Consider the following 24,193-nt stretch of genomic DNA (forward strand, 5'->3'; position numbering starts at 1 on the left):
TTGCGAATAGGCGCCCGTTGGCGAAAGCGAGTATTCGCCACAAAACTCTGTAGAAGTCAGAGATAACCGAACTCGATGAATATCGCACCCGACTGAGGAGAGCCGTTGCGTACCCCCCAAAACGAAACCGGCCAGGCTTTTGAGGGCCTGGCCGGTCGTTCAACGCTCGCCCGAAGGCCTGCGCATCATTCCCACTCGATGGTCGCCGGCGGCTTGCTCGACACGTCGTAGGTGACGCGAGAGATGCCTTCGATCTCGTTGATGATGCGGTTGGAGACGGTCTCCAGCAGCTCGTAGGGCAGGTGCGCCCAGCGGGCGGTCATGAAATCGATGGTTTCTACCGCGCGCAGGGCGACGACCCAGGCATAGCGGCGGCCGTCACCGACCACGCCGACGGATTTCACCGGCTGGAACACCACGAAGGCCTGGCTGGTCTTGTGGTACCAGTCGGCCTTGTGCAGCTCTTCGATGAAGATATGGTCGGCGCGGCGCAGCAGGTCGGCGTATTCCTTCTTCACTTCGCCGAGGATGCGCACACCCAGGCCCGGGCCGGGGAACGGATGGCGGTAGACCATGCTGTAGGGCAGGCCCAGCTCCAGGCCGATCTTGCGCACTTCGTCCTTGAACAGCTCGCGCAGCGGCTCGACCAGTTCGAACTGCATGTCTTCCGGCAGGCCACCGACGTTGTGGTGGGACTTGATCACATGGGCCTTGCCGGTCTTGGCGCCGGCCGACTCGATCACGTCGGGGTAGATGGTGCCCTGGGCGAGGAACCGGATGCCCTGCAGGTTGGTGGCTTCCTCATCGAAGACCTCGATGAAGGTACGGCCGATGATCTTGCGCTTCTCTTCCGGATCGGCGACGCCGGCCAGGCGGCCGAGGAACTTGTCTTCGGCGTTGGCGCGGATCACCTTCACGCCCATGTTCTCGGCAAACATGGCCATCACGTGGTCGCCCTCGTGCAGGCGCAGCAGGCCGTTGTCGACGAAGACGCAGGTCAGCTGGTCGCCGATGGCCTTGTGCAGCAGGGCTGCCACCACCGAGGAATCCACGCCGCCGGACAGGCCCAGCAGCACCTTGGACGAGCCCACCTGGGCGCGCACGGTGGCGATGGCGTCTTCGACGATGTTGGACGGGGTCCAGAGCGCGGCGCAACCGCAGATATCCAGGACGAAGCGCGACAGGATGCGCAGGCCCTGCTTGGTGTGGGTCACTTCCGGGTGGAACTGCACGCCGTAGTAGGCGCGATGATCGTCGGCCATGGCGGCGATCGGGCAGCTCGGGGTGCTGGCCAGGATGTGGAAACCGGCGGGCATCCCGGTGACCTTGTCACCGTGGCTCATCCACACATCGAGGCCGAGGACACCGTCGTCGTCCACATGGTCTTCGATACCGTCCAGCAGGCGGGCCTTGCCCACCACATCGACGCGGGCGTAGCCGAACTCGCGCAAGTCGGAGCCCTGGACCTTGCCGCCCAGCTGCTCGGCCATGGTCTGCATGCCGTAGCAGATGCCGAACAGCGGTACATTGAGTTCGAACACCGCATGGGGCGCGCGTGGGCTGTTGGCCTCGTGCACCGACTCGGGGCCACCGGCGAGGATGATGCCGCGCGGTGCGAAGGCGCGAATTGCCTCATTGTCCATGTCGAACGGGTGGATTTCGCAGTACACGCCGATTTCGCGCACGCGGCGGGCGATCAGCTGGGTGTACTGGGAGCCGAAGTCCAGGATCAGGATGCGGTGGGCGTGAATGTTTTGGTGAGCCATGAGCTTTCCTTCGGAAGGAGCTTGAAGCTGAAAGCCAGAAGCTGGAAGTAAAAGCCTGAAGGCATCGCTTCAGGCTTCCAGCTTCCAGCTTCCAGCACCTGTATGTGGACCGATCAACCGACCCGGTAGTTGGGCGCTTCCTTGGTGATCTGCACGTCGTGGACGTGGGATTCGGCCATGCCGGCGCCGGTGATGCGCACGAACTGAGGCTTGGTGCGCATTTCTTCGACGGTGGAGCAGCCGGTGTAGCCCATGGAGGCGCGCAGGCCGCCCATCAGTTGGTGGACGATGGCAGTCAGGGTGCCCTTGTAGGGAACACGGCCTTCGATGCCCTCCGGTACCAGCTTCTCGGCACCGGCCGAGGAGTCCTGGAAGTAACGGTCGGACGAGCCCTGGGATTGCGCCATGGCACCCAGCGAACCCATGCCGCGGTAAGCCTTGTAGGAACGGCCCTGGAACAGCTCGACCTCGCCCGGGGCCTCTTCGGTACCGGCGAACATGGAGCCCATCATCACGCAGGAAGCGCCGGCCACGATGGCCTTGGACAGGTCGCCGGAGAAGCGGATGCCGCCGTCAGCGATCAGCGGGATGCCGGAGCCGGCCAGGGCGGCGGCGACGTTGGCGATCGCGGAGATCTGCGGTACGCCGACACCGGCGACGATACGGGTGGTGCAGATGGAACCCGGGCCGATACCGACCTTGACCGCGTCAGCGCCGGCCTCGGCCAGGGCCTTAGCGGCTTCGCCGGTGGCGATGTTGCCGCCGATCACCTGCACGTGCGGGAAGTTGTCCTTGACCCAGCGTACGCGCTCGATCACGCCCTTGGAGTGGCCGTGGGCGGTGTCCACCACCACCACGTCGACGCCAGCGGCGACCAGTGCGGAGACGCGCTCGCCGGTATCGGCGCCGGTGCCCACCGCCGCGCCGACGCGCAGGCGGCCCTGTTCATCCTTGGACGCCAGCGGGTAGGTCTTGGCCTTCTCGATGTCGCGGAAGGTCACCAGACCGCGCAGGTAGAAGTTCTCGTCGACCACCAGCATCTTCTCGATACGGTTTTCGTAGAGCTTGGCCTTCATCTCTTCCAGCGGGGTGCCTTCGCGGGCGGTAACCAGCTTGTCCTTGGGCGTCATGATCGCGGCGACGGTGTCGCCGACGTTCGGACGGAAGCGCAGGTCGCGGCCGGTCACGATCCCCACCAGCTCGCCTTCCTCCACTACCGGGAAGCCGGAGAAGCCGTACTCACGGGCGATCTGCAGCAGCTCGATGATCTTGGTAGAGGGGGTAACAGTCACCGGGTCACGGACGATGGCGGTCTCGTGACGCTTGACCTTGCGCACCTCGGCAGCCTGCTGCTCGATGGTCATGTTCTTGTGGATGATGCCGATGCCGCCTTCCTGGGCCATGGCGATGGCCAGACGGGCTTCGGTCACGGTATCCATGGCGGCGGATACCAGCGGGATGTTCAGTTCGATGCCGCGGGTCAGGCGGGTCTTGAGGCTGACATCCTTCGGCAGAATCTCGGAATAACCCGGGATCAGGAGAACGTCGTCGAAGGTCAGGGCTTCTTGGCTGATGCGCAGCATGGCGGGGGCTCCCAGGCGGGAAAATTGGAAGCGCGCCATTATAACGGGGCCTGGGCCTTCGCTCAACGCAGCCGACGGGCTGCAGAGCCTTTCCCGTGAAAAAAACGTGCCAGGCCCGTCGGGGCCTGCAGACATCCAGCCGTCAGCCGTCCGTCCGCACCTGCCGCACGGCGAACCCCAGGCGCTCGCCAAAGGCATCGAGAAAGCCCTGGGTGAAGGCCGTTTCACCCCAGCCGTTGAAGATGAAACCCAGGTTGGAAAAGCCGCAGGGCTGCAGGAAGAGAAAACCGTTGATGTCGTCCTCGAAGCCGCATTCCGGGCAGGTGAAGTTGTCCGTTTGGCCCGGCCACCACTCGTCCAGGCTCTCGAACAATGGCTCGCCGATCTCCTGGCGGCACTCCGGACAGCCCGCTTCGCGGAGAAAGTCACGGGTGGGCGTATAGATGCAGCGCTTGTCCACCCACTCCAGGCCGTTCACCTTCTGGCCGAAGGGCAGGCGCTGCGGATGCGCCACCACCTGCGCCGCGCCTGGAGCGATGGCATAAGCCATGCGATTGCCGCGCAGGCCGCAAGTGCTGGGCAGCGCCTCGACCACGCCGCGCTGGGCCAGCCAGCGCAACATGCGCCCGACCAGGGCCTGGTGCCCGGGCACGCTGGATATCTGCGGCACTATGATCAATTGGCTCGATTCCATGTCGGACTCCTGCGGCGATGGAAGGGGCACGCAGGTTAACCGCCTCCCCTCACCCGTCAACTATGGCGCATGGCGGCAAAGTCATTATCATCCCCGCCCATGATCAATGATCCCTTCCAGCGGCTCGGCCTCGATCGCGAGGTGCTGACCGTCAGCCAGCTCAACCAACGCGCCCGCCATCTACTGGAGGACGTGTTTCCGCAGGTCTGGGTGGAAGGCGAGATTTCCAACCTCGCCCGCCCCGCCTCAGGCCACCTGTATTTCACCCTCAAGGACGCCCAGGCCCAGGTGCGCTGCGCCCTGTTCCGGCAGCACGCCCAGCGCGTACGCCAGGCCCTGCGTGACGGCCTGGCCGTGCGCGTGCGCGGCAAGGTCTCGCTGTTCGAGGGCCGCGGCGACTACCAACTGATCGCCGATGCCGTGGAGCCGGCCGGCGACGGCGCCTTGCGCCTGGCCTTCGAGGCGCTGAAGGAGAAGCTCGCCGCCGAGGGCCTGTTCGCCGCCGAACGCAAACGCCCTTTGCCGCCCCATCCGCGGCGCATCGGCATCGTCAGCTCCCCCACCGGGGCGGTGATTCGCGACATCATCAGCGTGTTCCGCCGCCGCGCCCCCCAGGTACAGCTGACCCTGGTACCCACCGCCGTGCAGGGACGCGAAGCTACCGCGCAGATCGTCCGGGCCCTGGCCCTGGCCGATGCCCAGGGCTTCGACGCCCTGATCCTGGCCCGTGGCGGCGGCTCCCTGGAGGACCTCTGGTGCTTCAACGAAGAGGCCGTGGCCCGTACCGTGGCCGCCTGCCGCACGCCCATCGTCAGCGCCGTGGGCCATGAGACGGATGTCTCCATCAGCGACTTCGTCGCCGACGTACGTGCGCCGACGCCGTCGGCCGCCGCCGAGTTGCTGGCGCCGGATACCGGTGACCTGCAGCAGCGCCTCGACAGCCTGCACCGCCGCCTGGTCCTGCGCCTGCAGGACCGTCTGCTGCGCGAACGCCTGCGCCTGGATGGCCTGTTCCGCCGCCTGCGCCACCCCGGCGAGCGGCTGCGCCAGCAGGCCCAGCGCCTGGACGATCTGGACATGCGCCTGCGCCGCGCCTTCGAGCGCCAGCAGCAGGTGCGCCATGAGCGCCTGGCACGCCTGGACACCCGCCTCGCCGCCCAGCATCCGGGGCGCACCCTGGCCCTGCTGCGGCAAAAGCTCGACGGCCTCGCCACCCGCCTGCCCCGCGCCGCCCACGCAGCCCTCAAGGATCGCCGCCAACGCCTCGACGCCCTGGCCCAGACCCTGCACGTGGTCAGTCCGCTGGCCACCCTCGGACGCGGTTACAGCATCCTGCTCGACGAACGCGGCCAGGCCATCCGCGCCGCCAGCCAGACCCACCCTGGCCAGCGCCTGAAGGCCCGCCTGGGCGAAGGCGAACTGGACGTGCGCGTCGAAGACAACCACCTCACCCCCGTGAACCTCTCCCTGCTGGACTGACCATGCGCCTGCTTGCCGCCCTGCTCCTCTGCCTCGCCCTCCCCGCCCACGCCGACGGCTTCATCAGCCGGCTCCTGAACAAACCGGTGCCTGGCGGCGTGGCGGTGGTCCAGCTGGGCACCGGGGCGCAGGCGCCCACCGCCCGCTACCAGGGCAGGCCGGTGCTGGTGGTGAAGGAAGATGGCCGCGACTGGATCGCCATAGTCGGCATCCCGCTGGGCACCAAGGCCGGGCAGCAGCAGATCGAGGTGAACGACGGACGCCACCTGGGCTTCAGCGTCGGCACGCGCACCTATCGCGAGCAACGCATCAAGCTGGCCAACACCCGCCAGGTGAACCCGCTGCCGGAAGACCTCAAGCGCATCGACCGCGAACTGGCCGAACAGACCGCCGCCTACCGCCGATTCAGCCCCGGCACGCCGAGCAACCTGCTGTTCGACAAGCCGGTGGACGGCCCGCTCTCCAGCCCCTTCGGCCTGCGCCGCTTCTTCAATGGCGAGGAGCGCAATCCGCACTCCGGCCTGGACTTCGCGGTAGGCGCCGGCACCCCGATCAAGTCCCCGGCCGCAGGCAAGGTGACCCTCATCGGTGACTACTTCTTCAATGGCCGAACGGTATTCGTCGACCACGGTCAGGGCCTGATCAGCATGTTCTGCCACATGTCGAAAGTGGACGTGAAACTCGGCCAGCAACTGCCGCGTGGCGGCGTGGTGGGCCGGGTCGGCGCTACCGGACGCGCCACCGGGCCGCACATGCACTGGAACGTCAGTCTCAACGACGTGCGGGTGGACCCGGCTATTTTCATCGGCGCCTACAAGCCCTGAGCCTACAGCCGCGCACAGGGCGCGGCCTTGGGTGCACGGCAAGGGATTTGCTAAGGTCCGCCGGTTCCGGGGTCAGCCCCAGCCACGCCGATCCGTTACAGGGAGCAGCCCATGCATAGCGAAATCACCTCCTGGCTCGACTGGCTACGGCAGCACAACGAGTTGCACACCGTAGTCACCTCCATCTTCCTGGTCCTGGTGGCCTGGCTGTCCAACTGGATGGTCAAGCGCATCCTGGTCCGCGGCCTGTTCCATGCCGCCGGCGCCATCGCCTACGGCCGCCACGCGCAGATTCCGGACCATGGCCTGGTCAAGCGCCTGGCCAATATAGTGCCGGCACTGGTCCTGGCCGGCGGGGTCAAGGTCGTCCCCAACCTCCCGGACACCCTGGTGACGGTGGTGAGCAACGTCTGCGCTGCCTTCATCATCCTGACCGTCGCCCTGGCCCTGAGCGCCGCGCTGACCATCGCCAACGACCTCTACCAGCGCCGCGAAGACGCACACCTGAGGCCCATCAAGGGCTATCTGCAGGTGCTGAAGATCGCCATCTTCGCCATCGCCACCATCCTGATGATCGCCAGCCTGATCGACCGTTCGCCGCTGATCCTGCTCTCGGGCCTGGGCGCCATGGCCGCGGTACTGATGCTGATCTTCCAGGACACCCTGCTGTCCCTGGTGGCCAGCGTGCAGATCACCTCCAGCGACATCCTCCGTGTCGGCGACTGGGTGGAGATGCCGCAGCTCAACGCCGACGGCGACGTGATCGACATCGCCCTGCACACGGTGAAGGTGCAGAACTGGGACAAGACCATCACCACCATCCCGACCAAGCGCTTCATCACCGATTCCTTCAAGAACTGGCGCGGCATGCAGGAATCCGGCGGCCGGCGGATCAAGCGTTGCCTCTACCTGGACCAGAACAGCGTGCACTTCCTCAACCGGGAGGACATCGCCCGGCTGCACGGTTTCCGCCTGCTGGACAGCTATCTCAGGACCAAGGAAAGCGAGCTGCTCAGCTGGAACAGCCAGCTGGACGAGGCCAGCCGCCTGCCGATCAACAGCCGCCAGCTCACCAACCTCGGCACCTTCCGCGCCTACGTCGAGCACTACCTGCGGGAGAGCCAGGATATCCGCAAGGACATGACCCTGATGGTGCGGCAGTTGGCCCCCACCGCGGATGGCCTGCCCCTGGAGCTCTACTGTTTCACCAACACCACGGCCTGGGCTCGCTACGAAGCCATCCAGGCGGACATCTTCGACCACCTCCTGGCGATACTCCCTGAATTCGGCCTGCGGGTGTTCCAGCACCCGAGCGGCGCGGACATGCGCACGCTGCGCCTGCCAGCGGCGGAGTGACCGGCGAGCAGCCCGCGAATTGCCCGGCAGAGGGCATTTCGTGGGCTGGCTGCGGCGACCGAAACGGCCAGCGCAATCAGATAAAGGAAATACCAACAATCGCGCAATAACTTCCTCCACTGCACATTCTTGCGCTCTTTTTCACCATTTTTTCCGCGATGCTTGCCATATTCACGCTCGATGAATAGGGTTAGCCCCTATGAAAACCGCACACACCCTCATCCTTCTGCGTCAACACGCCTGCCTGCGACTGGTCAGCCCACGACTGCGTGGCTGAAACCCGCCTCTGCCACATCCGCCGATTTCAATGCCTGGCCGACCATCCAACGGCCCGCAGTAAAAAGGATTTGCCCCATGAGCATGCTGAAAGACCCGTCCCGCAAGTACCGCGCCTTCCCTGCCATCGACCTGCCGGACCGCACCTGGCCGTCGAAGACCATCACCGAAGTGCCGATCTGGTGCAGCTCCGACCTGCGCGACGGCAACCAGTCGCTGATCGAGCCGATGGACGCGCAGAAGAAGATGCGATTCTTCAAGACCCTGGTGCAGGTGGGCCTGAAGGAAATCGAGGTGGCCTTCCCCTCCGCTTCGGATACCGATTTCAACTTCGTCCGCGAACTGATCGAAGGCGGCCACATTCCGGATGACGTGACCATCCAGGTGCTGACCCAGGCCCGCGAAGACCTGATCACCCGCACTTTCGAATCCCTGAAGGGCGCGAAGAAGGCCATCGTCCACGTCTACAACGCCACCGCGCCGTCCTTCCGCCGCATCGTCTTCAACCAGGACAAGGCCGGCGTGATCGACATCGCCGTGAAGGCCGCCACCCTGATCAAGGAACTGGCGGCCAAGCAGCCGGGAACCGACTGGACCTTCCAGTACTCCCCGGAAATCTTCAGCTCCACCGAGCTGGACTTCGCCGTGGAAGTCTGCGACGCCGTGATCGACGTCTGGCAACCGACCCCGGACAACAAGATCATCCTCAACCTGCCGGCCACCGTGGAATGCGCCACGCCGAACGTGTACGCCGACCAGATCGAATGGTTCGGCCGCCATATCAGCCGCCGCGACTCGGTGATCATCAGCCTGCACACCCATAACGACCGTGGCACCGGCGTGGCCGCCACCGAGCTGGGCCTGATGGCCGGCGCCGACCGCGTGGAAGGCTGCCTGTTCGGCAACGGCGAGCGCACCGGCAACGTCGACCTGGTGACCCTGGCGCTGAACATGTACACCCAGGGCCTGCACCCGCAGCTGGACTTCTCCGACATCGACGCCGTGCGCAAGGTGGTGGAAGAGTGCAACCAGCTGCCGGTCCACCCGCGCCACCCCTACGTGGGCGACCTGGTCCACACCGCCTTCTCCGGCTCCCACCAGGACGCCATCCGCAAGGGCTTCGCCCAGCAGCAGGACGACGCCCTGTGGGAAGTGCCCTACCTGCCGATCGACCCGGCCGACATCGGCCGCAGCTACGAGGCGGTGATCCGGGTGAACAGCCAGTCGGGCAAGGGCGGCATCACCTTCCTGCTGGAGCAGGAGTACGGCATCAGCCTGCCGCGCCGCATGCAGATCGAGTTCAGCCAGGTGGTGCAGAAGGAAACCGATCGCCTGGGCCTGGAAATGACCGCCCAGCAGATCTACCAGCTGCTGGACAGCGAGTACCTGGAAGCCACCACGCCATACACCCTGAAGGGTCATCGCCTGCAGGAAGAAAACGGCACCAGCGCCGTGGACATCGAAGTGCAGGTCAAGGGCGAGACCCAGCACCTGCGTGGCATGGGCAAGGGCCCGCTGGAAGCCCTGGTGGCCAGCCTGCCGGTGAAAGTGGAGATCATGGACTACTCCGAGCACGCCATCGGCGCTGGCACCAACGCCAAGGCCGCGGCCTACATCGAACTGCGCGTCAACGGCGGCCGTGCCCTGCACGGGATCGGCATCGACGAGAACCTCACCACCGCCAGCTTCCGCGCCCTGTTCAGCGCCCTCAACCGCGCGCTGAGCCAGTCCGAAGCCGAAGCGGCCTGAGGCTGATGCAGCAATGAAAAAACCCCGCCATTCGGCGGGGTTTTCGTTTGGTAGGAGCCGGTGGATAGAAGAGCGCTATCCACCCTACATCTGGCGAGGCCTCCGCGTAGGGTGAAAATCCCCTAGGGGGATTTCCACCACGGCGGCCCGGTGCCTACCCCTGCTGCTGCCAGTGGCACTTGCCCCAGGCGCACATGGAGTCGAGCACCGGCTTGAGGCTGCTGCCGTGCTCGGTGAGGCGGTATTCCACCCGCGGCGGCACTTCGGCATAGACGGTGCGCGAGACGATGCCGTCGCGTTCCAGTTCGCGCAGCTGCTGGGTCAGCATCTTCTCGGTGATGCCCGGTACCAGCCGCTTGAGCTCGGAAAAGCGTCGCGCCTCGGGCATCAGGTGGTAGACCAGCAGGGATTTCCACTTGCCGCCGATCACCGCCAAGGTGACTTCCACCGGCGTGTTGTAGACCTTCTCGCCTGCCACGAGCAGATTGCCCGCGGCCGGCAGCGGCTTGTGTTCGCTCATGCTCCTACCCCGCTATCAGAGGTGCAGGTCGAAGCCATCCGCGTCGCGCATCGCCGGGAAACGCTCGCGGTAGGCTGCCAGTTGCGCAGCGGACAGACTGATGGAGAACACGCCATCGGCATCTCCGGCATCCAGCAGGCTTTCCCCCTGGAAATCCAGCACCTGGCTGTCGCCACTGTAGGCGTAGCCCTTGCCGTCGGCACCCACCCGGTTCACCGCCGCCACGTAGCAGAGGTTCTCGATGGCGCGTGCCGGCAGCAGACGATTCCAGTGATGGCGGCGCGCGGCCGGCCAGTTGGCGGTGTAGAGCAACAGGTCGGTGTCGTGGGGGTCGCGGCTCCACACGGGGAAGCGCAGGTCGTAGCAGATCAGCGGACGCACCCGCCAGCCCTTGACCTCGAACAGCGCCTGGGTTTCGCCGGGGGTGTAGTGCTTGTGCTCACCGGCCATGCGGAACAGATGGCGCTTGTCGTAGTGCAGCACCTCGCCGTCCGGGCGCGCCCAGAGCAGGCGGTTGCGATGGCTGCCGTCGGCGGCCTGGATGATCACACTGCCGGTGATCACCGCATCCAGGCGCCGCGCCTGCTCGCGCAGCCAGGCATGGGTCGGGCCCTGTTCGGGTTCGGCCAGCGCTTCCGAGTCCATGGAAAAGCCGGTGGTGAACATCTCCGGCAGGACAATCAGGTCGGCACCCTTCGCCTGCGCCAGCAGGGCCTCGAAGTGAGCATGGTTGGCGGCGCAGTCGTGCCAGGCCAGGGTGGTCTGTACCAGGGCCAGCCTGAGGTCGGGCAGCGTGGTCAGATCGCGCATAGTTTTTCCGCTGCCTGACGCAGCGTCTCCTCACGTTTGGCGAAGCAGAAGCGCACCAGGCGCAGGTCCTTGGGCGGCTGCTGGTAGAACACCGAGACCGGGATAGCGGCCACGCCGTGCTCGTGGGTCAGCCACTCGGACATGGCCACATCGTCCAGGTCGTCGCGGATGGCGCTGTAGTCCACCAGCTGGAAGTAAGTGCCGGCGGAGCGGGTGAAACTGAAGCGCGATCCGACCAGCAGGTCGCAGAAGAGGTCACGCTTGGCCTGGTAGAAGCCGGGCAGCTCGGCAAGGTGCTCCGGATGCGCGGCCATGAAGTCGGCCAGCGCCCACTGCAGCGGCGTCACGCCGCAGAAGTTGACGTACTGATGAACCTTGCGCAGCTCGGCGGACAGGGCCGGCGGCGCCACCACGTAGCCGGTCTTCCAGCCGGTGACGTGGTAGGTCTTGCCGAAGGAGCTGACCACGAAGGCGCGATCATAGAGTTCGTCATGGGCCAGCACGCTGACATGGCGGACGCCGTCGAACACCAGGTGTTCGTAGACCTCGTCCGACACCAGGTAGATGTCGCGGCCACGGATCAGCTCGGCCAACTGGTCCAGTTCGGCGAGGGAGATCAGCACACCGCTGGGGTTGTGCGGGCTGTTGATGATGATCATGCGGGTGCGCGGGCTGAGGGCATCGCGCATGCGTTGCCAGTCGATGGAGAAGCCCGGCAGTGCCAGGGGCACGTGCACGCAGCGGCCGCCGGCCAGTTCCACTGAGGGCTCGTAGCTGTCGTAGCAGGGGTCGAGGACGATCACCTCGTCGCCGGCGCGCACCACCGCCTGGATGGCGCAGAAGATGGCCTCGGTGGCACCGGGGGTGATGGTTACCTCGGTGTCAGCACTGACCGCGCGGCCATAGAAAGTCGCGACCTTGGCGGCCACCTGCTCGCGCAGGGCCGGCAGGCCGGTCATCGGGGCGTACTGATTATGCCCGGCAGCGATGTGCTGGCCGACCGCCTCGCACAGGGCGGCCGGCGCGGAAAAGTCCGGAAAACCCTGGGACAGGTTGATGGCGCCGACTTCTGCGGCGAGCTGGGACATACGGGTGAAGATGGTGGTGCCGACATTGGGCAACTTGCTGGTGATCATTTCATCAGGCTGCTGGCGACTGGGAAGAAGCCCATAGCTTAACGCGGGACCGCAAGCAGGCGCACTTCCCGTAGGTTGGCGCCGAGCGTAGCGAGGCCCAACGAGGTCTTGCCCACCCGAGCCCCGTTGGGCTTCGTGCCTCAGCCCAACCTACGTCGGCGATATATCCAGGGAATGGAAAAGGGCGCCCATTAGGCGCCCTCTTCCGGTCCGGACGGGATCAGCGATTCTTGTCGCGGCGCTTCTTCTCGGCCTTCTTGTGGTGCGACATCAGACGGCGCTTCTTGTTCACCTGGCGCTCGGTCAGGACGTTCTTCTTGCCCTCGTAGGGGTTCTCGCCCCCCTTGTACTCGATGCGGATCGGCGTGCCGACCAGCTTGAGCACGCGCCGGTAGGTGTTCTCCAGGTAGCGCGAGTAGGACTTGGGCACCGACTCGACCTGGTTGCCGTGGATCACGATCAGCGGCGGGTTGGCGCCACCCAGGTGGGCGTAGCGCAGCTTGATCCGGCGACCGTTGACCAGCGGCGGCTGGTGCTCCTGCACCGCGTCCTCGAGGATCTGCGTCAGGCGGCTGGTGGGCCAGCGGGTGATGGCCGAGCGGAAGGACTCCTGCACCGACTTGTACAGGTGGCCGACGCCGGTACCGTGCAGCGCGGAGATGAAATGGATGTCGGCGAAGTCGACGAAGAACAGCCGGCGCTCCAGCTCGGTCTTCACGTAGTCGCGCTCGCTCGGTTCCATGCCGTCCCACTTGTTCAGGGCGATGACCAGCGCGCGGCCGGTCTCCAGCACGAAGCCCAGCAGATTGAGGTCGTGTTCGACCACGCCTTCACGGGCGTCCATCACGAAGATCACCACGTTGGCGTCCTGGATGGCCTGCAGGGTCTTGACCACGGAGAACTTTTCCACCGCCTCGAAGATCTTGCCACGACGGCGCACGCCGGCGGTGTCGATCAGGGTGTACTTCTCTTCGTTGCGCTCGAAGGGGATGTAGATGCTGTCGCGCGTTGTGCCAGCCTGGTCGTAGACGATCACCCGCTCCTCGCCGAGCATGCGGTTGACCAGGGTGGACTTGCCAACGTTGGGGCGGCCGATGATGGCGATCTTGATGCCATCCTTCTCGCTCGGACCGGGGATGCGTTTGGCCTCTTCGCCTTCGGCGACTGCCTCGGCCTCGGCGGCTTCCTCCTCATCCGCGCCGTCATCGCGCGGGAACTCACCCAGTGCGGCCTGGAGCATCTGGCTGATGCCACGGCCATGGGCGGCGGCGATCGGCAGTGCGTCGCCCAGGCCCAGGGGGCTGAACTCGGCGCGGGCGATGTCCGGATCGACGGTATCGACCTTGTTGGCCACGAGGAAGCTGCGCTTGTTCCGCTTGCGCAGGTGCTCGGCGATCATCTGGTCGCTGGCGGTCATGCCGGCGCGGGAATCGACCATGAACAGCACCGCGTCAGCTTCCTCGATGGCTTGCAGGGACTGCTCGGCCATCTTGGCATCGATGCCCTCTTCGTCACCGGAGATACCCCCGGTATCGATGACGATATAGGTACGACCCTGCCACTTCGCCTCGCCGTACTGGCGGTCACGGGTCAGACCTGCGTATTCCGCGACAATCGCGTTGCGGGTCTTGGTCAGGCGGTTGAACAGGGTGGACTTGCCGACGTTGGGCCGACCCACCAGGGCGATTACGGGAACCATGAGGCTCTCCACTGGTTATTTCAGAAAACACAAAGGCCGCTGCCGTTTGACGACAGCGGCCACACATCAGCCTTGAGCTTAGCGGATGGTCAGGCCGACCAGCTTGCCGCCATTGCCATAGGCATACATCCATTCGCCGACCACCAGCGGACGGGCACGCAGGCCGTCGCCGTCGATCTTCACGCGGCCGACGAAATGGCCGTCCACCTGGCTCAGCAGGTGCAGGTAGCCTTCGAAGTCACCCACGGCCACGTAGCTGGAGAAGACTTCCGGGGCCGACAGCTGGCGACGGGCCAGGGCGTCGTTGCTCCACAGGGCGGAGGCGGAACGCTCATCCACGCCTTCCACCGTGCCGTTGGCCAGGCTGACGTAGACGTTGCCGAAGCCCTGGGCGACGCCGGCGTAGCTGGACGCCTCGCGCTGCCAGAGGACACGGCCGCTTTCCAGGTCCAGGGCGGCGACGCGGCCCTGGTAGGTGACCAGGTAGAGGGTGCCACCGGACAGCAGCAGGCCGCCGTCGATATCCACCACGCGTTCCAGCTCGGAACGGCCCTGCGGCACGGCCACGCGCTGTTCCCACACCGGAATGCCGCGCTGGATGTCCAGGGCGAGCACCTTGCCGGTGGACAGGCCGGCCACCGCCAGGTTGTTGGTGACGATGGGGGCGCCGGTGCCACGGAGAGTCAGCACCGCCGGGGTATTTTCGTAGATCCAGCGCTGGTTGCCGGTGGCGGCATCGAAGCCGAACAGGGTGTCGTTCTGGGTCTGTACCACCACGACGTCGCCATTGCTGGCCGGCGGGGCGAGCACTTCGCCGTTGACCCGGGCGCGCCAGCGTTCCTCGCCGTTGCTGGCGTCCAGGGCGATGACTTCGCCTTTCAGGGTGCCCAGCATGACCAGGCCGTAGCCCACACCCACCGCGCCGGAAACCGGCAGTTCGAGGTCCTTCTTCCAGATCACGTCGCCATTGAAGCGATTGATCGCCATGACCTCGCCGTTGATGTCGGAGGCATAGATGGTGTCGCCATCGATGGCGGGCACCAGCAGGTTGTAGCTCTCACCCTGGCCATCGCCGATCGAGCGGCTCCAGCCCTTGTCCAGCTTCACTTCCTCGGTGATATCGGGCAGCTCGGCCGGCGGCAGTTCCTTCTTGCTGTTGCTGCTGCAGCCCACGGCCAGAATGGCCAGGGCCAGCACTGCGGCATTCTTCCAGCGCATCACGTCACGCGTCCCCTTTCGCCAGGTCGTCGAGCTTCATCTGCAGGCCACCCACGGCGGCATCTTCGGGCAGCGCGTCCTTCGCCTTCTGGTAGGCGGCGTGGGCGTCGTCGGCACGACCCAGCTGGACCAGCAGGTCACCCTTGAGTTCTTCGCGGCTGGCGAGGAAGGCCTTGTCGGCATCGCCTTCGAGCAGCTTGAGGGCATCCTCGGCCTTGCCCTGGGCAGCCAGGACACGGGCCAGGCGCTGGCGTGCCAGCTCGCCCAGGGTGGCGTCGGCAGGCTTGTCGAGCACCGACTTGAGCTCGGCAGCGGCATCGTCCAGCTTGCCGGACTCGACCGCGACCTTGGCCACGAACAAGCTGCCGTACTGGGCGTAGTGGCTGCCACCGAAGTCGCTCTTCAGCTTGCCGGCCAGTTCCGCCACCTTGGCGGAATCGGGGGTGCCGCCGGGGTTCAGCGCAGTCTCCAGCAGTTGCTGGTAGATGATGGAAGCGCCCTGGGCCTGGTTGGTCTGGTACTTCTGCCAGGCCTGCCAACCGAAGACCACCACCAGCGCCAGTGCGCCGCCGGTGAGCATGGGTTTGCCGTTGCGCTGCCACCAGTCCCTGAACTGCGCAATCTGTTCTTCTTCAGTCTGCATGCTTAACCCCGTACTCCTGATCTTTGGATGCTCAAGCCCGCTTCAGGCGGGCTGCGAGATGCTCGGCCAGAGCATCCCAGGCAATGCTTTGTTGTTCGCTGTCGTCGCGCAGCGGCTTGCAACCTACCACGCGCTTGGCCAGTTCGTCGTCCCCCAGGATCAGTGCGTAGCGGGCACCGCTCTTGTCAGCCTTCTTGAACTGGCTCTTGAAGCTGCCAGCCGCGGCGTTGACCAGCAGGCGCAAGCCCGGCAGCGCATCGCGCAGGCGTTCGGCCAGGGCCAGGGCGGCCAGTTCAGCCGGCTCGCCAAAGGCACAGATGTAGATATCGGCCGGGGTGTTCAGCTCTTCCGGCACGAGGCCGAGGGTTTCCAGCAGCAGCACCAGGCGCTCCACACCCATGGCGAAGCCCACGCCCGGAGTCGGCTTGCCGCCGAACTGGCTGACCAGGCCGTCATAGCGGCCACCGGCGCAGACGGTGCCCTGGGCACCGAGCTTGTCGGTGACCCACTCGAAGACGGTGCGGCCGTAGTAGTCCAGGCCGCGCACCAGCTTCTGGTTGATTTCGTAACGGATGCCCACGGCGTCCAGGCGCGCCTTGAGGCCCTCGAAGTGGGCCACGGACTCCTCGTCCAGGTAATCGTGCAGGGTCGGCGCGTCCACCAGCAGGGCCTGGGTGCCGCCGTTCTTGCTGTCGAGAATGCGCAGCGGGTTGGTGGTCAGGCGGCGCTGGCTGTCTTCGTCGAGCAGGTCGTAACGCTCCTGGAGGTAGGCCACCAGGGCGTCGCGGTAGCGGGCACGGGCCTCGCTGGAACCCAGGCTGTTGAGCTGCAGCGTCACGGAGTCGGCCAGGCCGAGCTTCTGCCACAGGCGCCAGGTGAGCACAATCAGCTCGGCATCGATGTCCGGCCCGGGCAGGTTGAAGACTTCCACGCCGATCTGGTGGAACTGGCGGTAGCGCCCCTTCTGCGGTTTCTCGTAGCGGAACATCGGGCCGGCGTACCAGAGCTTCTGCACCTGGCCGCCACCGATCAGGCCGTGCTCGAGCATGGCGCGCACGCAACTCGCGGTGCCTTCGGGACGCAGGGTCAGGGACTCTTCGTTGCGGTCGAGGAAGGTGTACATCTCCTTGTCGACCACGTCGGTGCCTTCGCCGATGCCGCGGGCGAAGAGCTCGGTGAACTCGAGAATCGGCAGGCGGATTTCCTGGTAGCCGTAGCCATCCAGCAGCTCGGCCAGGGTGTTCTCCAGGTAACGCCAGGTGGGCGTCTGCTCCGGCAGGATGTCGTTCATGCCACGAATGGCTTGCAGGGTCTTGCTCACGAAGGTTCCTTAATCTCAGCTACGGGCGATCAGCGCCGCGTCAGCTTCGGCCTTGGCGGCCGCCTTTTCGCGGATGAGCCGTTCCAGCTCGTCCACCAGGTTGTCATTGTTCAGCTTCTGCGCCGGCTTGCCGTCGATGTAGACCAGGTTGTTCGGGGTGCCGCCAGTGAGCCCGATGTGGGCTTCCTTGGCCTCGCCCGGACCGTTGACCACGCAGCCGATCACGGCCACGTCCATCGGCACCAGCAGGTCTTCGAGACGACCTTCCAGCTCGTTCATGGTCTTGACCACATCGAAGTTCTGCCGCGAGCAGCTCGGGCAGGCGATGAAGTTGATGCCACGGGAACGCAGGTGCAGGGACTTGAGGATGTCGAAGCCGACCTTGACCTCTTCCACCGGGTCCGCCGCCAGGGAAATGCGGATGGTGTCGCCGATGCCCTCGGCCAGCAGCATGCCCAGGCCCACCGCGGACTTCACGGTGCCCGAGCGCAGGCCACCGGCTTCGGTGATGCCCAGGTGCAGCGGCTGCACGATCTGCTTGGCGAGCAGGCGATAGGCTTCGACGGCCATGAACACGTCAGAGGCCTTCACGCTGACCTTGAAGTCCTGGAAGTCCAGCTTGTCGAGGTGCTCGACATGGCGCAGGGCGGACTCCACCAGGGCCTGCGGGGTCGGCTCGCCGTACTTCTTCTGCAGGTCCTTCTCCAAGGAACCTGCATTGACGCCGATGCGGATCGGGATGCCCTTGTCGCGGGCTGCGTCCACCACGGCCCTGACGCGGTCCTCGCGGCCGATATTGCCCGGGTTGATGCGCAGGCAATCGACGCCCAGTTCGGCGACGCGCAAGGCGATCTTGTAGTCGAAGTGGATGTCCGCCACCAGCGGTACCTGGACCTGCTGCTTGATGCGGCCAAAGGCTTCAGCAGCGTCCATGTCCGGTACGGAGACGCGGACGATGTCGACGCCGGCATCCACCAGGCGCTGGATCTGGCCAACGGTGGCGGCGACGTCGCAAGTGTCGGTATTGGTCATGCTCTGCACGGCGATGGGCGCATCACCGCCCACCGGCACCGAGCCGACCCAGATTTTCCGCGAAACGCGGCGTTTAATCGGAGATTCGCAATGCATGGCTTATTGCCCCAGCTTCAGGCGTGCCGTTTCGCCACGGACGTAAGGGGATACATCGACCGACTGGCCGTTGTAGCTGAGCTGGGCGCCCCGGGCGAAGCCCAGGCGAACGTCCAGCGGTGCCTTCCCGGCGAGTTCCAGGCTGTCGCCGGTGCGTTTGAGGCCACTGACCAGGACCTTGCCGCTGGCATCGGTGACCTGGGTCCAGCAATTGGCGGTGAACTGGATACGCACCACGCCCTGGCCCTGCTGGGCGACCACCGGGGCGGCGGTCGGCGCGGCAGGTGCCGGGGTTGCAGCAGGCGTTGCCGGGGCGGCGGGAGCGGTGGGCATCGCAGCGGCCGGCGCAGTGGGCGCTACGGCAGCCGGAGCGGAAGGCTGGACGGCCGGCACGGTCGCAGCGGCGGCGACAGCCGGTGCCTGGACGGAGGCGGCGGGCAGTGCCGGGGCGGTTTCGCCGGCCGGCGCTGCCGGGGCGCCTTCAGCCGGCTGCTGCGCGGGCTGGGCGGTCTCTTCCGGCGCTACATCGGCGGGAGCCGGAGCCTGGCCGTCCTGGGCTTCGGCCACAGCCTGGTCTTCCGGTTCATCCAGAGGGTGGATCTGGGTGGTGCCATCGGCACTTTCCACTTCCACATGTTCGATGCTCACGCCGGCGGCTTCTTCGCTGTTGCGGCTGGAATGCTCCTGCCACCAGAAGAAGCCCACGGCGCCAAGCACCAGCAGGATGATGAAACTGACGATGCGCAGCACGCTCTGGGAAAGGCGCACCGGCTCTTCGATGCGCCCCAGGCTGTGCACGTTGCTGCCCTTGGCATCAGTGCCGGTGAAATGGTCGAACTCGGCCACCAGGGCAGCCTGGTCCATGCCCAGCAGCTTGGCGTAGGCGCGTACGTAGCCGCGGGCGAAGGTATGTCCCGGCAGTTGGTCGAAATCACCCGCCTCGAGCTGACGCAGGGCCTGCTCGGTCAGGTTCAGGTGGCGGGCGACCTCGCCCAGGCTCCAGTCCTTGCTCTCACGGCCTCGACGCAGGGTCTCACCTGGATTGGCGCGGGTCGCCGCTACAGCTTCGGGATGCGACGCTTTCATCATTGCTCCGACAGGTATTGCTGATATTCCGGCGTGCCGGGATAAAGTCGCTTCAACTGCAGACCGAGGCTCGCGGCCTGGTCGCGGTCTTCGAATATGGTCGCCAGCCGCGCCCCCAGCAGCAGGCTGCGAGCGCTCTGCGGGGCGATCTGGGAGTAACGCTGGTAGTAGTCGCGGGCCGGCACGTATTGCTTCTCATCGAAGGACAGCTGGGCCATTTCCAGCAGTGCGCGCGGCTGATTGCGGTTCAGGCGCAGGGACTTGTCGAAATGCTGCTCGGCCAGCGCCGGGTTCTTCATCTTCAGGGCAGTCAGGCCCAGATTCTCGAAGACTCGCGAACGCTCAGGGTAGAGGTTGTCCTCGGTAGCCTGCTGGAAGCGCTCGTAGGCCTCTTTGTAACGCCCCTGTTCATACAGGAAGCTGCCGTAGTTGTTGAGGATTCGCGCATCGCTGCGGGAAGAAAGGGCCTTGCGATAGTGCTGGTCGGCAAGGTCCGGTTCCTTCTCGGTCTGGAACACCAGGGCCAGGGCAGTGTGGGCGTCGGCGTTGGAGGGATCCAGATCCAGGGCCTGTTTCAGCGGCACCTTGGCGTTCTCGGTGGAACCCTCTTTCAGGTAGCCGATGCCCAGTCTGATATAGGCGTCACGCGCTGCGTCGCGGCCCTCGTCGGTCTTCATCGGGTCGACCTGGCCGGTCGACACGCAGGCCGCGAGCAATGTGGAAGAAAGCAGGAGCAGCGCAGCGCGCAGGGTCATGGGGTGTCCTTCTCTAGTTCCGGTTCGCGGCGTCGCGGGAGGCCTCCGCCTCGGCACTCAGCTGGCGCACGGCGATGTAGCGCTCGCTGCGGCGCGTACGATCCATGACCTGGCCCACGAGCTGGCCGCAGGCGGCATCAATGTCGTCGCCGCGAGTGGTGCGGACGGTGACATTGTGCCCGGCCTTGTGCAACAGGTCCTGGAAGCGGCGGATGGCATTGTTGCTCGGCCGCTCGTAGCCGGAGTGCGGGAAGGGATTGAACGGAATCAGGTTGATCTTGCAGGGGAAGTCCTTGAGCAGCTCGATCATCTCAGACGCGTGTTCGGGCTGGTCGTTGACGTCCTTGAGCAGGGTGTATTCGATCGTCAGCACGCGCTTCTCACCCAGACGGGAGATGTAGCGGCGACAGGCATCGAGCACCACAGCCAGGGGATACTTCTTGTTGATCGGCACCAACTGGTTGCGCAGCGGGTCGTTGGGCGCGTGCAGAGACAGCGCCAGGGAGACGTCGATCACCTCGCCCAGCTTGTCGATCATCGGTGCCACGCCCGAGGTGGAAAGGGTCACCTTGCGCTTGGAGATGCCATAGCCGAGGTCGTCCATCATGATGTTCATGGCGGCGACCACGTTGTCGAAATTCAGCAGCGGTTCGCCCATGCCCATCATCACCACGTTGGTGATGGCACGGTCGATCTTCGCCGGAATGGTCCCGAAGGACTTGTTGGCGATCCACACCTGGCCGATCACTTCGGCGGCGGTGAGGTCGCTGTTGAAACCCTGCTTGCCCGTGGAGCAGAAGCTGCAGTCCAGCGCGCAGCCGGCCTGGGACGAGACACACAGGGTGCCACGGCCGCCTTGCGGGATGTACACGGTTTCGACGCAGCTGCCGGAAGCCACACGGACCACCCACTTGCGGGTGCCATCGCTGGAGATGTCCTGGCTGACCACTTCCGGGCCACGGATTTCAGCAGAGGCCTTGAGCTTGTCGCGCAAGGCCTTGCCGATATTGCTCATGGCGTCGAAATCATCGACGCCGAAGTGGTGAATCCACTTCATCACCTGACCGGCGCGGAAGCGTTTCTCCCCGATGGACTCGAAGAAGCTTTCCAGTTGCGGCTGGGTCAGACCCAGCAGGTTCACTTTACCGGTCGATTCAGTCATGGCTTCACCCCTCGCTCCGTCGCTATCAGCGAGTGCGAGCGCACACCTCGGTGGTGGCGAAGAAGTAGGCGATTTCGCGAGCAGCGGAAGCCTCGGAATCCGAACCGTGTACGGCGTTTTCGTCGATGGAAACGGCGAAGTCGGCGCGGATGGTGCCGGCGTCGGCTTTCTTCGGATCGGTGGCGCCCATCAGCTCACGGTTCTTGGCGATGGCGTTCTCGCCTTCCAGGACCTGAACGACAACCGGACCGGAGGTCATGAAGGACACCAGGTCCTTGAAGAAGCCGCGCTCTTTGTGCTCGGCGTAGAAGCCACCGGCTTCACGCTCGGACAGTTGCACCATCTTGGCGGCAACGACGCGCAGGCCGGCCTTTTCGAAGCGGGTGATGATCTCACCAACCACGTTCTTGGCAACGGCGTCCGGCTTGATGATGGAGAGAGTACGTTCGACAGCCATGGAAAACTCCAGAAACAAGGATTAAAGCGAAAAATTAAACCCGCGAATTATACGCGGGTTAGGGGGAAATGCGTAGGGCCGCAGCCCAGGGGTAAGCGCCGGTCAGTCGGCTTCGTCGATCCAGGCGGCCTGGATGGCTTCCAGCACCTTCTCGCCACCGCGCTGCGGGTCATCGGAGAACTCCGGCAGCGCCAGGATCCAGTTGTGCAGGTCGACGAAGTTGACGTAGCGAGGATCGACATCCGGCTTGGTTTCGGCGAGCTGGATGGCGATTTCCAGCACATCGGTCCATTTCAGGCTCATATCGTGCTCCTTAGTGACCTTCCGATACCTGATTGATGGTGTACTTCGGAATTTCCACGACCAGGTCCTCGTCGGCGACTATCGCCTGGCAGGACAGGCGGGAATGGGGTTCCAGCCCCCAGGCCTTGTCGAGCATGTCGTCTTCCAGTTCGTCGGACGACTCCATGGAGTCGAACCCCTCGCGCACCACCACATGACACGTGGTGCAGGCACAGGACATCTCGCAGGCATGCTCGATATCGATGCCGTTGCGCAGCGCGGCCTTCAGGATGCTTTCGCCCGGCTGCGCCTCGATCACCGCGCCCTCGGGGCAATGCTCGGCATGGGGCAGGAAAATGATCTGCGGCATTTCTGGGTCAATCCTCGATTTCGTTGAGTCGGCGGCCGGACAGGGCCGCTTTCACCGCGGCATCCATTCGACGCGCAGCAAAGGCATCGGTCACCTGGGACAGGCGCTTGATTTGCCCTTCGATGGCCACGACATCGCTGCCAGCGGCCAGTTCGCGCAGGGCCTGCATGCAATCCAGGATGGCGGCGCGCTCGGTTTCATCCAGCAGGCGCTCGCCATCGGCATCCACAGCGGCCTGCACAGCTTCCAGCAGGCGCTCGGCCTCGACCTGCTGCTCGCGCAGGGCGCGGGCATCCTTGTCTTCGCCGGCATACTGGAAGGAATCCTGCAGCATGCGCGAGATCTCGCCGTCGGTCAGACCGTAGGACGGCTTGACCTGGATGCTCGCCTCGACGCCGGAGCCGAGCTCACGGGCGGTCACGCCCAGCAGGCCGTCGGCGTCCACCTGGAAGGTCACACGAATTTTCGCCGCGCCCGCCACCATGGGCGGAATGCCACGCAACTCGAACCGTGCCAGGGAACGACAATCCTTGATCAGCTCGCGCTCGCCCTGGAGCACGTGGATCATCATGGCCGTCTGGCCATCCTTGTAGGTGGTGAAGTCCTGGGCGCGAGCCACCGGAATGGTGGTATTGCGCGGGATCACCTTTTCCATCAGCCCACCCATGGTTTCCAGGCCAAGCGACAGGGGGATCACGTCCAGCAGCAGCAGCTCTTCACCGCGCTTGTTGCCGGCCAAGGTATCGGCCTGCACCGCAGCGCCGATGGCCACCACCTGGTCAGGGTCGATATCGGTCAGCGGCTCGCGACCGAACATCTCGGCCACCGCCTCGCGTACCCGCGGAACGCGGGTGGAGCCACCCACCATGACCACGGCCTCGACCTCTTCCAGATCGATGCCGGAATCGCGCACGGCGCGGCGGCAGGCCTTGAGGCTACGCGCCACCATGGGCTCGATCAGCGCATCGAACTGCGCACGGGTCAGCACACCGCGCCACTCGCCGTAGGCCAGCTCGACGCTGTCGACGAGGGTCAGGGCCTCCTTGGCATCGCAGGCGGCGCGCAGGAGGCTACGCTGGGCACCCGGATCCAGGTCGGCGGAAAGACCGGCCTGCTGAACCATCCAGCCGGCGATGGCGTGGTCGAAATCGTCGCCACCCAGCGCGCTGTCGCCGCCGGTTGCCATGACCTCGAAGACGCCGCGAGTCAGGCGCAGGATGGAAATATCGAAAGTGCCGCCACCCAGGTCATAGATGGCGACCACGCCTTCGGCCTGCTTGTCCAGGCCGTAGGCCACGGCCGCGGCCGTGGGCTCGTTGAGCAGACGCAGGACGCTCAGACCGGCGAGACGCGCCGCGTCCTTGGTGGCCTGGCGCTGGGCCTCATCGAAATAGGCCGGAACGGTGATCACCGCACCGACCAGCTCACCGCCCAGGGTCTGCTCGGCGCGCTGACGCAGGGCCTTGAGGATATCGGCGGAAACCTCCACCGGGCTCTTGGCGCCCTGCACGGTCTCGATGAAGGGCATGTGGGATTCGCCACCGACGAAGCGGTAGGGCAACTGCTCGCCCAGCAGCTTGACGTCCTCCAGGCCGCGCCCCATGAAGCGCTTGACCGAGAGAATGGTATTCAGCGGGTCGCTGGCAGCAGCCTGCTTGGCGCCGCGACCGACTTCGACGCGGTCGGCGTGGTAGCGAACAGCAGAGGGCAGGATGACCTGGCCGTCTGCATCCGGCAGCGGCTCGGAGACGCCGCTGCGCACGGCAGCGACCAGCGAATTGGTGGTACCCAGGTCGATACCCACCGCCAGACGGCGCTGGTGCGGCTGGGGGCTCTGCCCGGGTTCAGCGATCTGCAGTAAGGCCATGCTTGTCTATTT

General features: G+C 65.4%; 22 protein-coding genes. 4 read left to right on the forward strand and 18 right to left on the reverse strand.

Annotated features, from left to right (window positions below):
- Positions 1–185 precede the first annotated feature (185 nt).
- The 3 genes from guaA to ACFW0H_RS16910 form a co-directional block, all read right to left on the reverse strand.
- Positions 186–1,766, reverse strand: a complete 1,581-nt coding sequence (gene guaA / locus ACFW0H_RS16900) for a glutamine-hydrolyzing GMP synthase (protein WP_422915025.1) — start codon at positions 1,764–1,766, stop codon at positions 186–188.
- A 113-nt stretch (positions 1,767–1,879) separates the two neighbouring features.
- On the reverse strand, positions 1,880–3,349 hold the full coding sequence (guaB, locus tag ACFW0H_RS16905; protein ID WP_422915026.1) for an IMP dehydrogenase: 1,470 nt from the start codon (positions 3,347–3,349) through the stop codon (positions 1,880–1,882).
- A 142-nt stretch (positions 3,350–3,491) separates the two neighbouring features.
- Positions 3,492–4,043, reverse strand: a complete 552-nt coding sequence (locus ACFW0H_RS16910) for a sugar ABC transporter ATPase (protein WP_422915027.1) — start codon at positions 4,041–4,043, stop codon at positions 3,492–3,494.
- 99 nt (positions 4,044–4,142) lie between these two features.
- Here ACFW0H_RS16910 and xseA point away from each other — a divergent pair, with 99 nt between their 5' ends.
- From xseA to leuA, 4 genes are all read left to right on the forward strand, one after another.
- Positions 4,143–5,522, forward strand: coding sequence for an exodeoxyribonuclease VII large subunit (gene xseA / locus ACFW0H_RS16915; RefSeq protein WP_422915028.1), 1,380 nt, complete (start codon positions 4,143–4,145; stop codon positions 5,520–5,522).
- 2 nt (positions 5,523–5,524) lie between these two features.
- Positions 5,525–6,346 (forward strand): peptidoglycan DD-metalloendopeptidase family protein, encoded by an 822-nt coding sequence (locus ACFW0H_RS16920; protein WP_422915029.1) that lies wholly within the window; start codon positions 5,525–5,527, stop codon positions 6,344–6,346.
- Between the two features lie 111 nt (positions 6,347–6,457).
- Positions 6,458–7,702, forward strand: a complete 1,245-nt coding sequence (locus ACFW0H_RS16925; RefSeq protein ID WP_422915030.1) for a mechanosensitive ion channel family protein — start codon at positions 6,458–6,460, stop codon at positions 7,700–7,702.
- 354 nt (positions 7,703–8,056) lie between these two features.
- Positions 8,057–9,727, forward strand: a complete 1,671-nt coding sequence (gene leuA / locus ACFW0H_RS16930) for a 2-isopropylmalate synthase (RefSeq protein WP_422915031.1) — start codon at positions 8,057–8,059, stop codon at positions 9,725–9,727.
- Between the two features lie 154 nt (positions 9,728–9,881).
- Here leuA and ACFW0H_RS16935 read toward each other — a convergent pair whose 3' ends face one another.
- From ACFW0H_RS16935 to hscA, 15 genes are all read right to left on the reverse strand, one after another.
- Positions 9,882–10,247: a winged helix-turn-helix transcriptional regulator gene (locus ACFW0H_RS16935; RefSeq protein ID WP_422915032.1), complete on the reverse strand. Its 366-nt coding sequence runs from the start codon at positions 10,245–10,247 to the stop codon at positions 9,882–9,884.
- 15 nt (positions 10,248–10,262) lie between these two features.
- Complete coding sequence (locus ACFW0H_RS16940; RefSeq protein WP_422915033.1) at positions 10,263–11,057, reverse strand: amidohydrolase; 795 nt, start codon at positions 11,055–11,057, stop codon at positions 10,263–10,265.
- Positions 11,045–12,193: a pyridoxal phosphate-dependent aminotransferase gene (locus ACFW0H_RS16945; protein ID WP_422915034.1), complete on the reverse strand. Its 1,149-nt coding sequence runs from the start codon at positions 12,191–12,193 to the stop codon at positions 11,045–11,047. The genes ACFW0H_RS16940 and ACFW0H_RS16945 overlap by 13 nt, the downstream gene beginning before the upstream one ends.
- Before the next feature lie 220 nt (positions 12,194–12,413).
- Positions 12,414–13,892, reverse strand: a complete 1,479-nt coding sequence (gene der, locus ACFW0H_RS16950; RefSeq protein WP_422915035.1) for a ribosome biogenesis GTPase Der — start codon at positions 13,890–13,892, stop codon at positions 12,414–12,416.
- A 78-nt stretch (positions 13,893–13,970) separates the two neighbouring features.
- On the reverse strand, positions 13,971–15,110 hold the full coding sequence (gene bamB / locus ACFW0H_RS16955) for an outer membrane protein assembly factor BamB (protein WP_422915036.1): 1,140 nt from the start codon (positions 15,108–15,110) through the stop codon (positions 13,971–13,973).
- 4 nt (positions 15,111–15,114) lie between these two features.
- Positions 15,115–15,753 (reverse strand): YfgM family protein, encoded by a 639-nt coding sequence (locus tag ACFW0H_RS16960; protein ID WP_422915037.1) that lies wholly within the window; start codon positions 15,751–15,753, stop codon positions 15,115–15,117.
- A gap of 31 nt (positions 15,754–15,784) precedes the next feature.
- A complete protein-coding gene (gene hisS, locus ACFW0H_RS16965) occupies positions 15,785–17,074 on the reverse strand; it encodes a histidine--tRNA ligase (RefSeq protein WP_422915038.1) in 1,290 nt (429 codons plus the stop codon).
- A 15-nt stretch (positions 17,075–17,089) separates the two neighbouring features.
- Entirely contained in the window at positions 17,090–18,202 is a 1,113-nt protein-coding gene (gene ispG, locus ACFW0H_RS16970; RefSeq protein ID WP_422915039.1) for a flavodoxin-dependent (E)-4-hydroxy-3-methylbut-2-enyl-diphosphate synthase, read from the reverse strand.
- A 3-nt stretch (positions 18,203–18,205) separates the two neighbouring features.
- Positions 18,206–19,291 carry a RodZ domain-containing protein gene (locus ACFW0H_RS16975; protein WP_422915040.1) on the reverse strand — a complete coding sequence of 362 codons (1,086 nt, stop codon included), beginning with the start codon at positions 19,289–19,291 and terminating at the stop codon, positions 18,206–18,208.
- Positions 19,288–20,043: a type IV pilus biogenesis/stability protein PilW gene (gene pilW / locus ACFW0H_RS16980; RefSeq protein WP_422915041.1), complete on the reverse strand. Its 756-nt coding sequence runs from the start codon at positions 20,041–20,043 to the stop codon at positions 19,288–19,290. Before pilW ends, ACFW0H_RS16975 begins: the two co-directional genes overlap by 4 nt.
- A 13-nt stretch (positions 20,044–20,056) precedes the next feature.
- Positions 20,057–21,205, reverse strand: coding sequence for a dual-specificity RNA methyltransferase RlmN (gene rlmN / locus ACFW0H_RS16985; RefSeq protein WP_422915042.1), 1,149 nt, complete (start codon positions 21,203–21,205; stop codon positions 20,057–20,059).
- A gap of 25 nt (positions 21,206–21,230) precedes the next feature.
- Complete coding sequence (gene ndk, locus ACFW0H_RS16990) at positions 21,231–21,662, reverse strand: nucleoside-diphosphate kinase (RefSeq protein WP_377690863.1); 432 nt, start codon at positions 21,660–21,662, stop codon at positions 21,231–21,233.
- Positions 21,663–21,764: 102 nt separating this feature from the next.
- Positions 21,765–21,965: a Fe-S cluster assembly protein IscX gene (iscX, locus tag ACFW0H_RS16995; protein ID WP_422915043.1), complete on the reverse strand. Its 201-nt coding sequence runs from the start codon at positions 21,963–21,965 to the stop codon at positions 21,765–21,767.
- A gap of 10 nt (positions 21,966–21,975) precedes the next feature.
- Complete coding sequence (gene fdx / locus ACFW0H_RS17000) at positions 21,976–22,314, reverse strand: ISC system 2Fe-2S type ferredoxin (RefSeq protein ID WP_422915044.1); 339 nt, start codon at positions 22,312–22,314, stop codon at positions 21,976–21,978.
- A gap of 7 nt (positions 22,315–22,321) precedes the next feature.
- Positions 22,322–24,181 carry a Fe-S protein assembly chaperone HscA gene (gene hscA, locus ACFW0H_RS17005; RefSeq protein WP_422915045.1) on the reverse strand — a complete coding sequence of 620 codons (1,860 nt, stop codon included), beginning with the start codon at positions 24,179–24,181 and terminating at the stop codon, positions 22,322–22,324.
- Positions 24,182–24,193: the final 12 nt, after the last annotated feature.

This window comes from Metapseudomonas cellulosilytica (assembly GCF_049334135.1).
Classification (GTDB): domain Bacteria; phylum Pseudomonadota; class Gammaproteobacteria; order Pseudomonadales; family Pseudomonadaceae; genus Metapseudomonas.

Bases quoted from the DNA above. Each gene is read 5' to 3' on its own strand.
- guaA (WP_422915025.1), bottom strand. From the start codon at position 1,766: ATGGCTCACCAAAACATTCACGCCCACCGCATCCTGATCCTGGACTTC.
- guaB (WP_422915026.1), bottom strand. From the start codon at position 3,349: ATGCTGCGCATCAGCCAAGAAGCCCTGACCTTCGACGACGTTCTCCTG.
- ACFW0H_RS16910 (WP_422915027.1), bottom strand. From the start codon at position 4,043: ATGGAATCGAGCCAATTGATCATAGTGCCGCAGATATCCAGCGTGCCC.
- xseA (WP_422915028.1), top strand. From the start codon at position 4,143: ATGATCAATGATCCCTTCCAGCGGCTCGGCCTCGATCGCGAGGTGCTG.
- ACFW0H_RS16920 (WP_422915029.1), top strand. From the start codon at position 5,525: ATGCGCCTGCTTGCCGCCCTGCTCCTCTGCCTCGCCCTCCCCGCCCAC.
- ACFW0H_RS16925 (WP_422915030.1), top strand. From the start codon at position 6,458: ATGCATAGCGAAATCACCTCCTGGCTCGACTGGCTACGGCAGCACAAC.
- leuA (WP_422915031.1), top strand. From the start codon at position 8,057: ATGAGCATGCTGAAAGACCCGTCCCGCAAGTACCGCGCCTTCCCTGCC.
- ACFW0H_RS16935 (WP_422915032.1), bottom strand. From the start codon at position 10,247: ATGAGCGAACACAAGCCGCTGCCGGCCGCGGGCAATCTGCTCGTGGCA.
- ACFW0H_RS16940 (WP_422915033.1), bottom strand. From the start codon at position 11,057: ATGCGCGATCTGACCACGCTGCCCGACCTCAGGCTGGCCCTGGTACAG.
- ACFW0H_RS16945 (WP_422915034.1), bottom strand. From the start codon at position 12,193: ATGATCACCAGCAAGTTGCCCAATGTCGGCACCACCATCTTCACCCGT.
- der (WP_422915035.1), bottom strand. From the start codon at position 13,892: ATGGTTCCCGTAATCGCCCTGGTGGGTCGGCCCAACGTCGGCAAGTCC.
- bamB (WP_422915036.1), bottom strand. From the start codon at position 15,110: ATGCGCTGGAAGAATGCCGCAGTGCTGGCCCTGGCCATTCTGGCCGTG.
- ACFW0H_RS16960 (WP_422915037.1), bottom strand. From the start codon at position 15,753: ATGCAGACTGAAGAAGAACAGATTGCGCAGTTCAGGGACTGGTGGCAG.
- ispG (WP_422915039.1), bottom strand. From the start codon at position 18,202: ATGCATTGCGAATCTCCGATTAAACGCCGCGTTTCGCGGAAAATCTGG.
- ACFW0H_RS16975 (WP_422915040.1), bottom strand. From the start codon at position 19,291: ATGATGAAAGCGTCGCATCCCGAAGCTGTAGCGGCGACCCGCGCCAAT.
- pilW (WP_422915041.1), bottom strand. From the start codon at position 20,043: ATGACCCTGCGCGCTGCGCTGCTCCTGCTTTCTTCCACATTGCTCGCG.
- rlmN (WP_422915042.1), bottom strand. From the start codon at position 21,205: ATGACTGAATCGACCGGTAAAGTGAACCTGCTGGGTCTGACCCAGCCG.
- ndk (WP_377690863.1), bottom strand. From the start codon at position 21,662: ATGGCTGTCGAACGTACTCTCTCCATCATCAAGCCGGACGCCGTTGCC.
- iscX (WP_422915043.1), bottom strand. From the start codon at position 21,965: ATGAGCCTGAAATGGACCGATGTGCTGGAAATCGCCATCCAGCTCGCC.
- fdx (WP_422915044.1), bottom strand. From the start codon at position 22,314: ATGCCGCAGATCATTTTCCTGCCCCATGCCGAGCATTGCCCCGAGGGC.
- hscA (WP_422915045.1), bottom strand. From the start codon at position 24,181: ATGGCCTTACTGCAGATCGCTGAACCCGGGCAGAGCCCCCAGCCGCAC.